The sequence below is a fragment of the Promicromonospora sp. NPDC057138 genome (assembly GCF_042670845.1).
Classification (GTDB): Bacteria; Actinomycetota; Actinomycetes; order Actinomycetales; family Cellulomonadaceae; genus Promicromonospora.
The window spans coordinates 149184-163120 of record NZ_JBHUUX010000001.1; the positions used below are offsets into that span (position 1 = coordinate 149184).

Genomic DNA, 13937 nt, shown 5'->3' on the forward strand with positions numbered 1-13937 from the left:
TTGCGTCATCAACTCTGGAGCTTCTTGACCGATGGACTTCTTCGCATTCCTCTGGCCGATCGAATGGGTCGTCGCCTGGATCATCTACGGATCACACTGGCTCTTCACGACACTGGGGATGGCGTCCGGCCCCGGTACGGCATGGGTGCTGTCGATCGCCGCCCTCGTGATCGTCATCCGTGTGGTGCTCATCCCGCTCTTCTTCAGGCAGATCAAGGCTTCGCGCGGGATGCAGATGATCCAGCCCGAGCTGCAGGCCGTGCAGAAGAAGTACAAGGGCAAGACGGACCCGGCGTCCCGCGAGAACATGACTCGCGAGACCATGGAGCTGTACAAGAAGCACGGGACCAACCCGTTCGCCTCCTGCATGCCGATCCTGCTGCAGTCGCCGATCTTCTTCGCGCTGTTCCGCGTGCTGAACAGCCTCAAGCAGATCTCTGAGGGCACCGCTGACCCGATCGGCCCGATCACCCGGGACGTCGCCGGCGACATCGAGTCGTCGACGCTCTTCGGCGCCCAGCTGAGCGACGTCTTCCTGCAGACGGACTCCATGACCTCGCGCATCGTGGTCATCGTGCTGATCGTCGCGATGAGCGTCACGACCTTCACCACGCAGCGCCAGCTGACGATGAAGAACATGCCGCCGTCGGCCCTCGAGGGCCCGATGGCGCAGACGCAGAAGCTGATGCTGTACATGCTGCCGCTCGTCTTCGCGATCTCCGGCGTGAACTTCCCGGTCGGCGTCCTCATCTACTGGACGGTGACCAACCTCTGGTCGATGGGGCAGCAGTACTACACGATCAAGCGGATGCCGACGCCGGGATCTGTCGCCGAGAAGCAGATGAAGGAGCGGCAGGCGGCGAAGGCAGCGAAGCGCGCGGCGAAGAGCGGCGAGACCATCGAGGACGAGACCCCAGTGGTCGAGGAGCCGAAGAGCGGCCAGCGGGTCCAGCCGAAGCGGAAGGACCGGCAGAAGGGGGCGACGCCTCCTCGTCCGGCGCTCGCGCAGTCGGCACCGCAGGACGCCCCCGACACGACGAGCGGGAAGCCCGGACCCAAGCCCAAGCAGTCGGGCACGACGTCCGGCACGCAGCCGGGTTCGAAGCCGAAGCCGTCCGGCACGACTCCGGGGACTACCCCGTCGTCGTCGGGCAAGCGCAAGCAGAAGAAGTAGGAGGAAGACGCGATGAACGCGAGCACAGGTACGGCCGCGCCCGATCCCGCGGCCCCGGTCGTGGATCCGGAGGACCGGACCAAGCGCCTCGAGGAAGAGGGCGAGATCGCTGCGGACTATCTCGAAGAGTTCCTCGACATCGCTGACCTCGACGGCGACATCGACCTTGACATCAAACATGACCGTGCCGCGGTCGAGGTCGTCGCTGACGACCCGGCCTCGCTCGCGCACCTCATCGGCAGCGAGGGTGAGGTGCTCGACGCGATGCAGGAGCTCACGCGCCTGGCCGTGCAGACGCGGACGGGGGAACGCAGCCGGCTGATGCTCGACATCGGCGGCTACCGCGCCGCGCGTCGGGTCGAGCTGACGCGAATTGCCGACGAGGCGGCCGAGCAGGTGCGAGCCTCCGGCAAGGAGGTCGAGCTCGACCCGCTGAACGCCTTCGAGCGGAAGGTCGTGCACGACGCCGTCGCGGCGGCCGGCCTGGTCAGCGACTCGCGGGGCGTCGAGCCGGAGCGGTATGTGGTGGTCCAGCCGGCCACGGCCACCGACTGAGTCGCTGGTTTCGGCCGAGGGCCGGTGTGCGTCCCGAGGACGTGCGCCGGCCCTCGGTGTGTTTGGCTTCTTTCGACAATGAGTGGGGGACGGGACGTGCAAAGTTCGGACGTGACAGGGCCGGAGGAACCCGGTGCTCTCGCTGAGGTGTTTGACGGCGAGACCCTCGGCGCCAGCGATGCGGTCAAGGCGTACCTGGGCGACGCGTACGACGGCGTCGCCCGGTACGCCGAGCTGCTCCGTGACCAGGGCGAGCTGCGCGGGCTGATCGGGCCTCGCGAAGTGCCGCGGATCTGGGAACGGCACATCCTCAACTCCGCTGCGGTCGTGCAGTACCTGCCGACGTCAGGTTCGGTGGCGGACATCGGTTCGGGGGCCGGGCTGCCGGGCGTGGTGGTCGCCGTGATGCGCCCGGGCCTGGAAGTGATTCTCGTGGAGCCGATGGAGCGCCGCACGACGTGGCTCACGGAGGTCGTTGCGGAGCTCGGCCTGACGAATGTCCAGGTGAAGCGGGGGCGCGCCGAGGAGTTCCACGATGCGTTTGAGGTCGACGCCGTGACTTCGCGTGCGGTGGCCCCGCTGTCGAAGCTGGTCCGAATGAGCATGCCGCTCGTCCGGGTGGGTGGCGAGATGGTGATCCTCAAGGGGCGCAACGTCGCGCAGGAGGTGGAGCCGGCGCGGAAGGTGCTGCGCAAGTACGGTGTGGGTGACCCGGAAGTCCTGGAGGGCGCCACGGTCGACGGTGTCGAGTCGACGACGATCGTGCGGGCGCGGCGCGGGAAGTAAGCGGGTCTCCGCAGATGTTTCACGTGGAACGGGAGCGGTTGCCCAAGGGCGACCACTCCCGTTCTTGCTGAGTTCTGCGGGCCGGCGTGCGGCCCGGCCGGGTGTGCGGCGTCAGCAGCCGCCGCAGTTGTAGAAGAGGATGTCCCAGTGGTTGCCCTCGTCGGTGTACAGGTTGCCCGCGCCGGAACGGTATTGGTAGCCCCATCCGGAGATGTATCCGACGTACGTGAAGTTACTCGTGATGTAGCTGTCGATGCAGGCGGTCTGGCTGATGTCGAGCTTGTAGCCGTTCCAGTGGCTGTACGTGCCGCTGGAGTGCCCGGTCTCGGTGCCGCCCGTGATGGTGATGGCGCAGCCGCTCGCTGAGCGGAGCGTCCGGATTCCGTCGATGGTCGTCTGGCGGACCTGTTCGAACGAGGTGCAGGTGGAGACGTTGCGGTCGCTGCAGCCGCCGCTCGACGTCCAGCTGATCCCCGCGGCGCTCAGCTGACTGGTGGCTTGAGCATGGGTGAGGAATGTAGCGGCGGTTGCGGGCGCGGCGAAGGCGAGTACGAGTGCGGCGGTGAACGCCGTGATCAGCGCGGTGGCTCGAGCGGTGTGTCTGGACAAGATGCCTCCTGCGTGGAGTCAGACGTGCCTGGGCGCATCGAGGATATGTGGCGCACGGGGGCGCCGGGACATATCAGATTGGCCATATCGTCGGCTGCGGTGCGTGGGGCCGTGGGGCGCGTAGCTCTGGGGAGAGGCCCGGATCCGTTTCACGTGAAACGGCCACGAGCTTGGGCAACGGCTCTCCGCGGTGCGCGTGAAGGAGGACGGAAGGGTGTGGCGAGGATGGTGGAATCGATGAGGGGGTAGATGAGGGTAGGGGCCAGGTGAGGACGAGGAGGTCCGCAGCCCGATCGCGGGATCACCCGCGATATCTGGGCCGGAGTGGAGACTCCAGCGCTTGCGAATCCGTCGCTCGGATCGGCTGGCGCAGGATGGTGGGCCGCGCGGTCACGACAGCGAGGCCTTGCTCATTCGGCGGGAGACTGGCGAAGGTGGGCTGCGAGTCCCGAGGCCGGCTCATCATGGAGGCGACATCTCGACGCGTTTCACGTGAAACGGGCGAGTGAGGCGGGGCGGGTCTTCGATCAGCGACATTGGGGTCCTCCGAATTCGGAGCGCTGGGACTCGACCGGCCGCGTCAGCGCGGTGCGCAGACGGGACCCGGGTAGGGACGCGTAGGCTGGCACCCGCGATGAACGATGCTCGCGACCCGGTCCATACAGCACGCGCGATGCAGCACGCGCGATGCAGCACGCGCGATCCGGAACCGGTCGACGGCGACGGCTCCAGCGATCCGCGCCAAGGGGACATGAGGTCGTCGCGCCGATGCGCCGACCTGCCGCGTTTCACGTGAAACACGTTGGTGCCGCCAGAGCCAAGGCCTCGATGAGATGGGCGTAGAGAGCAGCTCGGATCTGTCGGCACGGAGGGTTGGGGCCAACTCGGGTCGGATCCAGCTGCCGAGCTGGGATCTGATCCCCTGAGGGTCGGCGTTTCGGCACGCTTGAGCAGGGCCCCGACCGTAGCGTTACACGGGTGTGCTTCTTCAGACGAAAGTCCAAGCGAGCAGCGGCAGCCGCGCCTGTTGCGGCGCCGACTGCCTCGACAACGGCGCCCGACTCGTCCGCTTCCGAACCGCCCTCCGCTGTGGGGGAGCCCGCGGCAGAGAAGGGCGGCGGCGAGACGTCGCCTGCGGTCGTGCTCACGGATCGATCGATCGGCGTGACCGACGCGACCCCCGAACATCAGGCCGCGTACGATCCTGTCCCCGAACCGCGGCAAGGGCCGGCCGAAGAGGACGCGCCCGCGAAGTTGCACAAGACATCGGAATCGCCGTCGGTGGTGTCTCCCAGTGGGGATTCGTCGGCGAGCGATCGCGACGACAGCGGGCTGCCCGCGGAGACTCATCTGCCCGGCTTGGCCCTGGAGGCTCCGGTCGCCGTGACTCGCGAGCGTGCGAGCGGCTCCGCGGATCGTCCCGACCGGGCAGCAGGGGAGTCCGACGCTGGTTCAGCTGGGGGTGCAGACCGGGCACCAACACCGGCCGCCGACGGAACACGGACCGAATCGGCAGAGCCCGGGGTATCCACTGCCATTGCAGAGCCGGAAACTCCGCCGGAGTCCGCAGTCCCGTCCGAGTCCGCAGCTCCCGCGGAGTCCGCGACCCCCGCCGAGTCCACAACAATCGCGGAGTCCACAACCCCGGCCGGCTCGGTGCCGTCGTCCGAGAGGATGGCACTGCCACAACCTGCGATCGTGGACGGAGCACCTCGCGACCAGGTCTGGGGGCAGGATCGTCTCGGTCAGAAGGGCACGGATGTCGCCACGCTGAACCATCTGATCGAGGCCGTGACGATGTCGGCTTCGGAGGTCGACGAGCAGGCTTCGAGCGCCGTCCAGCCAGATCAGACCACCGCCGTGATGGGCACTCGGGAGCTTGGATCCACCATGACCGCGACGACCCGGGCAACGGAGGTGGCACAAGCGGAAGTGGATCCCGACCTGATGGAGGAGCTGCCATCGGACCGCCCCGTCCCCGCCGACGCGATCAAGCGAGCGAGCGAGGCACTTGACGCGGCGGTCAACGCCGCCCCGGCGGTCATTGGAGCGACCTCGCGAGTGACCGACGACGAGGCTGTTACCTTCGTCGACGCGGAATTCACACATTTCGACGGAGAAAGTGAGCTGGAGTCCGAGCCAGAAGCGGTGGCCAGCGATTACAGTGTCCGCGTGACGGATCCGATTCCTGTGCAGAGCCTCTCCGCTCCCGGCGTTTCACGTGAAACGTCCGGGTCCGTGCAGACGCCCAATGGCACGCAGCAGCCCACGGGCGGCCCGCACGGTGGCGATGACGAGCGCCGGTCAGCCCTCATCGCAACCGTCCCGGCCGTTGACGATACGACGCCCGTCGCCGCCGAGCTCGCGATGGACGCTCGCCGACGCATCGAGCTCCAGGGGCGGAAGTTCCCGCGCCCACCCAAGACACGCATCATCACGGTGGCCAACCAGAAGGGCGGCGTCGGCAAGACGACGACCACGGTGAATGTCGCGGCTGGCTTGGCGCAGTCCGGTCTGAACGTCCTGGTCATCGACAACGACCCGCAGGGCAACGCGTCGACGGCGCTGGGCATCGAGCACCGCGCGGGCACGCCGTCCGTCTACGAGGTCCTCGTCGAAGGCGAGTCCCTGGCGAGCACCGTGCAGGCCTGCCCGGACGTCCCCAACCTCTGGGGTGTGCCGGCGACTATCGATCTGTCGGGATCCGAGATCGAGCTCGTCTCGCTCGTTTCACGTGAAACGAGGCTTCGCAAGGCGATCGACAAGTACCTCGCCGACCGGCTCGCGGCAGGCGAGGAGCGAATCGACTACGTGCTCATTGACTGCCCGCCGAGCCTGGGTCTCCTGACGGTCAACGCCTTCGTCGCGGGCCGCGAGGTCTTCATCCCCATCCAGTGCGAGTACTACGCACTGGAGGGCCTGAGCCAGCTGCTCAAGACGATCGACCTGATCCGCTCGCACCTCAACCCGGAGCTGCGTGTCTCGTCGATCCTGCTGACCATGTACGACGGTCGCACCAACCTCGCGCAGCAGGTGGCCGGCGAAGTTCGCTCGCACTTCCCGGCCGAGACGTTCAAGACGACGATCCCGCGTTCGGTGCGGATCTCCGAGGCTCCGAGCTATGGCCAGACGGTGATGACGTACGACGCGACCTCGACGGGTGCACTGGCGTACCTTCAGGCATCCCGTGAGCTCGCCGAGCGCGGCCAGGGCGGCTCGAGCCCGCGGCGCACGATGAAGGCGGAGACGGTCGGGGCGCAGGACTGATGGTCCGCAGTGACGTACGGGGCGCGCTGCGCACCGTGATGGTGGAGATGAAGCCCGTCCGCGCTCGGCGTCGGACCGGAACCGACGAGGAGACACGATGAGTGCGAAGCGACGCGGGCTCGGGCGGGGCCTGGGCGCCCTGATCCCGACGGGTCCTGAGCTGGATGAGCAGGCCCCCGGATCGGGCGAGTCGGACGGCGCCGAAGGCGCGCTGGGCGGCTCGGTCGCGACGGCGGTCCAGGAGCGACCCGCACCTGCGCTCGATCAGACGGACGAGTTGTCGGTGGGCACGGTCTCGATCGGAACGGCCCCTGCGGAACCGCAGCCGGAGAGGAAGCCGGCAAAGAACAACGGCCCCCGTCCCAGCACCGTGAAGTGGGACTCCGCGATCGCGAGCGGTCGGCTGTCCGTCGCGAACGAGGCTGTGGAGGGCGGCAGCGCCTCAGCGCTGGACGACACGTTCTTCAGCCGGGATCAGGGCGACGTGAACACCGTTTCACGTGAAACACCCGAGCTCCTCCCCGTGCCGGGAGCGCGCTTCGCCGAGCTTCCCGTCACCGCGATCCGGCCGAACACGTGGCAGCCGCGCACGGTCTTCGACGAGAGCGATCTCGACGAGCTCGTCGACTCGATCAGGGAGATCGGCGTGCTCCAGCCGATCGTCGTCCGCCCGGACAAGGAGCACCCGGGCGAGTACGAGCTCATCATGGGCGAGCGGCGCTGGCGTGCGACGCAGGCCGCGGAGCTCGAGACCATCCCGGCGATCGTCCGTGACACCGACGACGGCGACATGCTCCGCGATGCGCTGCTGGAGAACCTGCACCGCTCGGACCTGAACCCGCTCGAGGAGGCGGCGGCGTACCGCCAGCTCCTGGACGACTTCGGCTGCACGCACGAAGAGCTCGCCACCCGGATCGCGCGCAGCCGTCCGCAGATCTCGAACACGCTCCGCCTGCTCCGCCTGCCCCCGTTGGTCCAGCGCCGAGTCGCCGCGGGTGTGCTGTCCGCCGGCCACGCGCGTGCACTGCTCGGCCTGAGCGACGGCGCGGAGATCGAGCGGCTCGCGCAGCGCATCGTGTCGGAAGGCCTCTCGGTTCGCGCGACCGAAGAGATAGTGATGCTCACGGAGTCGGACGGGAGCACCGGCAAGGCGCGCAAGGCTCCGCGAGCCGGAACGCGCAGCGAAGCGGTGGACGAGCTCGCAACCCGCCTCTCCGACCGATTCGAGACGCGGGTCAAGGTAGCGCTCGGCAAGAGCAAGGGCCGAATGACTGTCGAGTTCGCCTCGGTCGAGGATCTCAACCGCATCCTCAACGTCATGGCGCCGGACGAACGGGGGCTGCTCAAGCCGCCGTCCGACGGCTGACGGCCGAGCACGACCGCGGACGGTACTCCAGCACACGAGCACACACGGCTCCGGGCCGGCACCTCCCACGGGGGATGCCAGCCCGGAGCCGTTTTGTGTGTCCGCGTGACGCGCTACCGCGCGGGAGCCAGCGCGGTGTCGATGATCGTGCGGTACAGGGCCGCGAGATCGTGGCCGCTCGCAGCCACCGCCTGCGGCAGGAGCGACATCTCCGTCATACCGGGAGCGACGTTGACCTCGAGGATGTGAGCCGTACCGGACCGGTCGAGGATCATGTCAGTGCGGGACAGGTGACGCAGGTGCAGGGCCTGGTGCGCGCGTATCGCGACGTCGGACACCAGGGTTGCCTGTGCCGCGGTGAGGCGAGCCGGTGCGAAGAACTCGGTCTCCCCGGCGACGTAGCGGGCCGCGTAGTCGTAACCGCCTTCGGCCACAATCTCCACCGCCGGGAGGGCCTCGGGTCCGTCGGCCCCGTCGATCACGCTGATCGCCAGCTCGATGCCATCGATCGCCTGCTCGATGAGTGCGGTCTCGCCGTAGGCGAAGCACTCGACCATCGCCCGGGGCAGGTCTGCGGCGCGGGTCACCACAGTGACGCCGAGCGCCGAGCCGCCCTCGGTCGGCTTGACGACCAGGGGGAGTCCCAGGCGGCGCACTATCGTGTCCAGCACGGGCTGCGCGCCGAGGTCCCGGAAGAGGCTCTGGGGGAGCGTCACGTAGTCCGGCGTCGCAAGACCGGCCTCGAGCAGGGCGGCCTTGGCGATCGGCTTGTTCCACACGACGCGGCTGGCACGCGGGCCGGTGCCCACGTAGGGCAGGCCGAGCATGTCGAGCACATCGCGCACGGACCCGTCCTCGCCCGAGGCTCCGTGCAGCAGCGGCCAGACGACGTCGGGCCTGGTCTCGCGCAGGAACGTCAGGAGATCCGCGTCGACGTCGTGCAGCAGGACCTCGATGCCGATGGACCGCAGCGCCTCGGCGACCCGGCGCCCGGATCGGAGCGATACGTCCCGTTCGTGCGAGAGGCCGCCGGAGAGGACGACCACCAGCGGGCCACCGTCCGCGGCGTCGGGGCCGGCCGGAGCCGAGGGAGAACCCGTGGGGTCGCCGGACGACGTCGGTGCGGACGGGGCGGGAGCGGAACTGGTCATCGAGGAACTCACTCGGTCGGGATCGGGGGGTCACCTGCCATCGTGTCAGAAGCGCGGCCACCCGGGTGACCCGCGCGCCTGACACGTGGTCGCGACGGATCAGGCCAGGTCGGGAGCCGGACCCTCGACGTCGTCCGCGTCCGGGTCCGGCTGCGCCGAGGTGCCGAAGATCTGCACCAGCTCGGACTCGCTGTTGACGACGCCGGCGAGCCGGCGCACACCCTCGCGGATACGTTCCGGCGTGGGGTAGCAGAAGGACAGCCGCATGTGGTCCGAGCCGCTGCCGTCGTAGTAGAACGCGGTGCCGGGGACGTACGCGACGCGCGCGGTGACGGCACGGGGCAGCATCGCGCGGGCGTCGAGCCCCTCGGGGAGCCGCACCCACACGAAGAAGCCTCCGTCGGGCACATTCCATGACGCGCTGGGGAGGTGCTCGCCGAGTGCGCCGACCAGGGCGTCGCGCCGCTCGCGGTACATCTCGCGGTAGGCCTTGATCTGCGCCTTCCAGTCGCACGTCTCGAGATACGTCGCCACGGCGAGCTGCGAGGCGTTCGACGGCGACAGGACCGCCGACTCGCTCGCGAGCACCAGCTTCTCGCGCACGGCGTGGGGCGCGATCACGAAGCCGACGCGATAGCCGGGGGCGAACGTCTTGGAGAACGAGCCCAGGTACAGCACGCCGTCCGTGTCGTAGGAGCGCAGCGCGGGCATCGGCTCGTCGTCGAAACCGAGGAGGCCGTAGGGGTTGTCCTCGACCACGAGGACGTTGTGCCGGCGGCAGATCTCCAGCACCTGCGGGCGGCGCTCGGCGGACAGCGAGACACCCGCGGGGTTCTGGAACGTCGGAACCGTATAGAGGAACTTCACGCGACGGCCCTCGGCCGCCAGGCGGGCGAGCGTCGCGTCGAGCTCGGACGGGACAAGCCCGTCGGCATCGAGCGGCACCTGGACGACGTCGGCCTGGTAGGAGCGGAAGACGCCGAGCGCTCCGACGTACGACGGCGCCTCGGCGATCACGACGTCGCCCGGGTCCACGAAGATGCGGGTCACGAGGTCGAGCGCGGACTGCGAGCCGGTGGTGACCACCACGTCGTCCGGGTGGGCGGACACGCCCTCGAGCGCGACGACCTGCGTGATGTGCTCGCGCAGCACCTCCTCGCCCTGACCCGAGCCGTACTGGAGGGCGGTGGTGCCCTTGGTGGCGATGAGCCGCTGCATGGTGTCTGCGATGACGTCGAGGGGGAGGCCCTCGAGATACGGCATGCCACCCGCGAGCGACACGACCTCCGGCCGGTTCGCGACCGAGAAGAGTGCCCGAATCTCCGAGGCGCGCATGCCGTGCGCTCGCGCCGCGTACGAACCGAACCACGGGTCGAGGCGGTTACCGGGAGTCTCGGGAAGCTCGTTCACGCGCCCCAGTCTCGCACGCGGGTCGTGTGCGGCCCAGTGCCCGTTCGTGGGGAAACGGTGAGATTGCGCGGCTCCGACGGTGCTTCGGGTCGGTTCGGGCGTCGTTCCGGCGGAGCCGTGACGCAGCAGAGCGCGTGTCCGATACCGCACCCGGTCGTTCTCCGGGGCGGGACGGACACGCGCTCTGTCAGACGGCGCGAGCGGTGGTCAGTCCGCGAGGACCTCGTCGATCTCCGAGGTCAGCGCACGCTTCGGGCGCGCGCCGATGATCGACTTCACGACCTCGCCACCCTTGTAGACGTTGAGCGTCGGGATCGACACGATGCCGTAGTCCATCGCGGTCTGGCGGTTCTCGTCGGTGTCGAGCTTGACGATCTTGATCTTGCCCTCGTACTCCTCGGAAAGCTCCTCGAGGATCGGCGCGACCATGCGGCACGGCCCGCACCAGGTGGCCCAGAAGTCGACGAAGACGGGAATGTCAGAGTCGAGGACCTCGCTCTTGAAGGTGTCGTCGGTGACCTTGATGGTGCTCATCCAGCATCTCCTTGTTCATGGTCCCGTGGGGGCCGAATGGGGCATGGTCGGTTGGCGCCGGCCGAGAGATCAGTCGTTCAGGGAGTCCAGGAAGGCCTGCGCGTCGAGCGCCGCGGAGCAGCCCGAGCCGGCCGCCGTGATCGCCTGGCGGTACGTGTGGTCGACGGCGTCGCCGCAGGCGAAGACGCCGGGAAGGTTGGTGCGCGTGCTGCGGCCCTCGACGAGGATGTAGCCGTCCTCGTCCAGGTCGACCTGGCCCTTGACCAGGTCGGTGCGGGGCTCGTGGCCGATCGCGACGAACAGCCCGGTCGCGTCCAGGTCTCGCACCTCGCCGGTGACTGTGTCGCGCAGGCTGATGCCCGCGACCTTGTTCTCGCCGTTGATGCCCGCGACCTCGCTGTTCCACGCGAACTCGATCTTCGGGTCCGCGATGGCGCGCTCGGCCATGATCTTCGAGGCGCGCAGGTCGTCGCGGCGGTGCACGACGGTCACCTTGGACGCGAACCGCGTGAGGAAGGTGGCCTCCTCCATCGCGGAGTCGCCGCCGCCGACGACGGCGATGTCCTGGTCGCGGAAGAAGAAGCCGTCGCAGGTCGCGCACCACGAGACGCCGCGGCCGGAGAGGCGCTTCTCGTCAGAGAGTCCCAGTTCGCGGTACGCCGATCCGGTCGCCAGGATCACCGAGCGGGCGCGGTAGGTGTCGCCGCCACCCGTGACCACTGTCTTGATGTCGCCGGTGAGCTCGACCTGTTCGGCGTCGTCCCAGATGACCTGGGCACCGAACTTCTCCGCCTGCTCGCGCATGGCGTCCATCATGTCCGGACCCTGGATCCCGGCGGGGAAGCCGGGGAAGTTCTCCACCTCGGTGGTGTTCATCAGGGCGCCGCCCGCGGTGACCGAGCCCGCGATGACCACTGGTGCGAAACCAGCACGCGCCGCATAGATGGCTGCGGTATATCCCGCGGGGCCGGACCCTACGATGACGACGTCGAGCACGGGGGCGTCGGTCGTCCCGGCAGCCGGAGCGGTGGTCTGTTCGGTCAAGGTGGTCTCCTCGATTTCCATGGGCACACGCAACAACACGCAGGCAGGCCCCAGTGTTCCAGCCGATGTGGTCTACGGCTCGATCGTGAACGTGAGTCGCGCCACATAATATCGACAGATCTCGATGGGTGGGAGTGGCGCGGTCAGGTCAGCTGAGCACTACCTCGTTCAGCTCCAGCCGGAAACCGTCCGAGACCTGCGGCAGCTCGGTGATCCAGATGGTGAACGCGTCACTCTCGACCGGCTCGGTCAGCTCGAACGTCGTGGTGTCCGCGAAGGTGCCCTCGGCGAGCACCTCGCCGCCCGCGCCACCCTTGAGGATCTGCACCTTGCCGCCGGGGGTGTTGGTGAGCAGCTCCACCTTGGTGACCGTGGCCGGCTCCCGGAGCTTGAGCTCCATCCCCAGCGAGTCCTTGAACCCGCCGAAATCGGCCTGCTGGTACGTGGTCGTGTAGTAGAAGGACTGGGGATCGGCGTCGAAGGCGCGCTCGACCGCTTCGGGGTGGTCGATGGTCTGACCCTCCCACTCGAGGGTCCCCAGCAGCGCCGCCGAGTCGATCACTGGCCGCGCCTCCGTCGGCGGCGGTGCGGACGGCTGGGTGCTGCCCTCACCTTCAGTACCCGCGGATGCGGACACCGACGGCGTCGGGGTCGCGTCGGCGATCAGCTCGGGAGGCGGAGTGAGCACGGAGTTGATCGCCCAGATCAGGCCCGCCACGACCGCGACACCGACGAGGCCGAGCACGATCGGCGTCGGGTTCACGCCGCGCCGCGTGGGCGCGGGCTGGGTGGCGAAACCGCCGTCCTGCTCGTAGTAGCCGCCGTTGGGGTCATAGCCGCCGGGGGCGAACTGCGGCGGGTACTGCTGCGGCGCGCCCTCGGGCGCGTACTGGGTCTGGTCGTACCCGGGCTGGGCCGGCGCGAGCGGGTGGCCGAACTGGTCGTAGCCCTGCGGTGCGGCCTCGGGGGGAGGCGGCGGCACCGGGGCATGCTGTTCGTAGGCCTGCGGCTCGTACGTGTATTCGTTCTGCGGCTCCGGGTAGCCGGCGGGCACGCTGCCCGCTCCCGTCGCGATTGTCTCGTCAGTGCGTGCGATCCGGCCGGAGACGGGGCGCCGCACAGGCGGTGTTCCCTCGCCGCTGAAAGCGTCTGCGATGGACTGTCGTCGCGGACCCTCCGGCTCAGGCTGCACAAATCCAGGCAGCGATGCCACTACGGAAACCTCTCCCCACGGCGTCAGGGCCGTGGTCACGTCGTCGGGGTTCATCGGTCCGTCGGTGCCGCCGGACGTGTCGAACGTCCGGCTGACCAGGGCATCGATGTGGATGTCCACGTGGGGGACCAGCGTGGACAGCGGCGCAACAGCGCCGGAAGCGTCGAGCTGCGCGGGCAGCGGGATCAGTGTGTCTCTTGCGATCCAGTCGGCCTCGAGGTCCTGGCCAGGCCAGCGCGCCGTCATCGCGTAGTAGAGGAGAGCCACCAGACCCTGGGCGTCGAGCTGCGCGGGCTTGACGTTGAGGGTATCGCCTGAGGCGAGGCCGCCGTCGAGGCCCAGGCCCGTGACCCGGACCCGGTGGCCGTCGACCCGGACGGCCTCCGGGCGCAGCGCGGTGTGGTGCACGCCGCGGGCGTGCGCCACCGAGAGCGCGGCAGCGGCCTCACCGACGATCGCCCGGGCCTGCTGCTCGTCCACCAGGCCGCTCGAGACGATCTCGGTGAGCGTCGTGCCGGTGTGCGGTTCGGTGACGACATACTTGCGATTGTCGGCGTCGGACCCGGCGTCGAGCACCCGGACCAGGCGCGGATCCGTCACGAGCGCGGCACGCCGCGCCGAGTCCAGGGCGTCGCCCGCATAGGGCCCGGTCACCAGCGTGACGCGGACCTCGCGGTCCAGGATCAGGTCGTGTGCCTCCCAGGCGGTCGCCGCGGCAAGGTCGGTAGACGACTGCTGGCCGAGCCGGTATCTCTCGACCAGCACGCTGCCTGGCTCGACAGTGCTCACGCGGACCTCCTCGCTCGGTCGGGGGACAGTAGCAGGTGC

General features: G+C 68.9%; 11 protein-coding genes. 5 read left to right on the plus strand and 6 right to left on the minus strand.

What is annotated here, in order from left to right:
• Positions 1-31 precede the first annotated feature (31 nt).
• The 3 genes from yidC to rsmG all read left to right on the plus strand — a co-directional run bounded on the left by yidC (position 32) and on the right by rsmG (position 2515).
• Entirely contained in the window at positions 32-1174 is a 1143-nt protein-coding gene (gene yidC / locus ACFT2C_RS00710) for a membrane protein insertase YidC (RefSeq protein ID WP_377205081.1), read from the plus strand.
• Between the two features lie 12 nt (positions 1175-1186).
• On the plus strand, positions 1187-1729 hold the full coding sequence (locus ACFT2C_RS00715) for a protein jag (protein ID WP_377205082.1): 543 nt from the start codon (positions 1187-1189) through the stop codon (positions 1727-1729).
• A gap of 111 nt (positions 1730-1840) precedes the next feature.
• Positions 1841-2515 (plus strand): 16S rRNA (guanine(527)-N(7))-methyltransferase RsmG, encoded by a 675-nt coding sequence (gene rsmG / locus ACFT2C_RS00720; RefSeq protein ID WP_377205083.1) that lies wholly within the window; start codon positions 1841-1843, stop codon positions 2513-2515.
• Between the two features lie 111 nt (positions 2516-2626).
• Here the strand turns inward: rsmG and ACFT2C_RS00725 are convergent, their stop codons facing one another.
• Positions 2627-3124 carry a hypothetical protein gene (locus ACFT2C_RS00725; RefSeq protein WP_377205084.1) on the minus strand — a complete coding sequence of 166 codons (498 nt, stop codon included), beginning with the start codon at positions 3122-3124 and terminating at the stop codon, positions 2627-2629.
• Between the two features lie 1890 nt (positions 3125-5014).
• Here ACFT2C_RS00725 and ACFT2C_RS00730 point away from each other — a divergent pair.
• A complete protein-coding gene (locus ACFT2C_RS00730; protein ID WP_377205262.1) occupies positions 5015-6391 on the plus strand; it encodes a ParA family protein in 1377 nt (458 codons plus the stop codon).
• A 97-nt stretch (positions 6392-6488) separates the two neighbouring features.
• Positions 6489-7757, plus strand: coding sequence for a ParB/RepB/Spo0J family partition protein (locus tag ACFT2C_RS00735; protein ID WP_377205085.1), 1269 nt, complete (start codon positions 6489-6491; stop codon positions 7755-7757).
• Positions 7758-7870: 113 nt separating this feature from the next.
• Here the strand turns inward: ACFT2C_RS00735 and ACFT2C_RS00740 are convergent, their stop codons facing one another.
• The 5 genes from ACFT2C_RS00740 to ACFT2C_RS00760 all read right to left on the minus strand — a co-directional run bounded on the left by ACFT2C_RS00740 (position 7871) and on the right by ACFT2C_RS00760 (position 13898).
• Positions 7871-8908, minus strand: coding sequence for a D-alanine--D-alanine ligase (locus tag ACFT2C_RS00740; protein ID WP_377205086.1), 1038 nt, complete (start codon positions 8906-8908; stop codon positions 7871-7873).
• 99 nt (positions 8909-9007) lie between these two features.
• Positions 9008-10243: a PLP-dependent aminotransferase family protein gene (locus ACFT2C_RS00745; RefSeq protein ID WP_377205263.1), complete on the minus strand. Its 1236-nt coding sequence runs from the start codon at positions 10241-10243 to the stop codon at positions 9008-9010.
• Positions 10244-10525: 282 nt separating this feature from the next.
• Positions 10526-10852 carry a thioredoxin gene (trxA, locus tag ACFT2C_RS00750; protein WP_377205087.1) on the minus strand — a complete coding sequence of 109 codons (327 nt, stop codon included), beginning with the start codon at positions 10850-10852 and terminating at the stop codon, positions 10526-10528.
• A gap of 69 nt (positions 10853-10921) precedes the next feature.
• Entirely contained in the window at positions 10922-11896 is a 975-nt protein-coding gene (gene trxB / locus ACFT2C_RS00755) for a thioredoxin-disulfide reductase (RefSeq protein WP_377205088.1), read from the minus strand.
• A 148-nt stretch (positions 11897-12044) separates the two neighbouring features.
• On the minus strand, positions 12045-13898 hold the full coding sequence (locus ACFT2C_RS00760) for a hypothetical protein (protein ID WP_377205089.1): 1854 nt from the start codon (positions 13896-13898) through the stop codon (positions 12045-12047).
• Positions 13899-13937: the final 39 nt, after the last annotated feature.

Bases quoted from the DNA above. Each gene is read 5' to 3' on its own strand.
- yidC (WP_377205081.1), top strand. From the start codon at position 32: ATGGACTTCTTCGCATTCCTCTGGCCGATCGAATGGGTCGTCGCCTGG.
- ACFT2C_RS00745 (WP_377205263.1), bottom strand. From the start codon at position 10,243: ATGCGCGCCTCGGAGATTCGGGCACTCTTCTCGGTCGCGAACCGGCCG.
- ACFT2C_RS00740 (WP_377205086.1), bottom strand. From the start codon at position 8,908: ATGACCAGTTCCGCTCCCGCCCCGTCCGCACCGACGTCGTCCGGCGAC.
- ACFT2C_RS00735 (WP_377205085.1), top strand. From the start codon at position 6,489: ATGAGTGCGAAGCGACGCGGGCTCGGGCGGGGCCTGGGCGCCCTGATC.
- ACFT2C_RS00715 (WP_377205082.1), top strand. From the start codon at position 1,187: ATGAACGCGAGCACAGGTACGGCCGCGCCCGATCCCGCGGCCCCGGTC.
- trxA (WP_377205087.1), bottom strand. From the start codon at position 10,852: ATGAGCACCATCAAGGTCACCGACGACACCTTCAAGAGCGAGGTCCTC.
- ACFT2C_RS00730 (WP_377205262.1), top strand. From the start codon at position 5,015: ATGACCGCGACGACCCGGGCAACGGAGGTGGCACAAGCGGAAGTGGAT.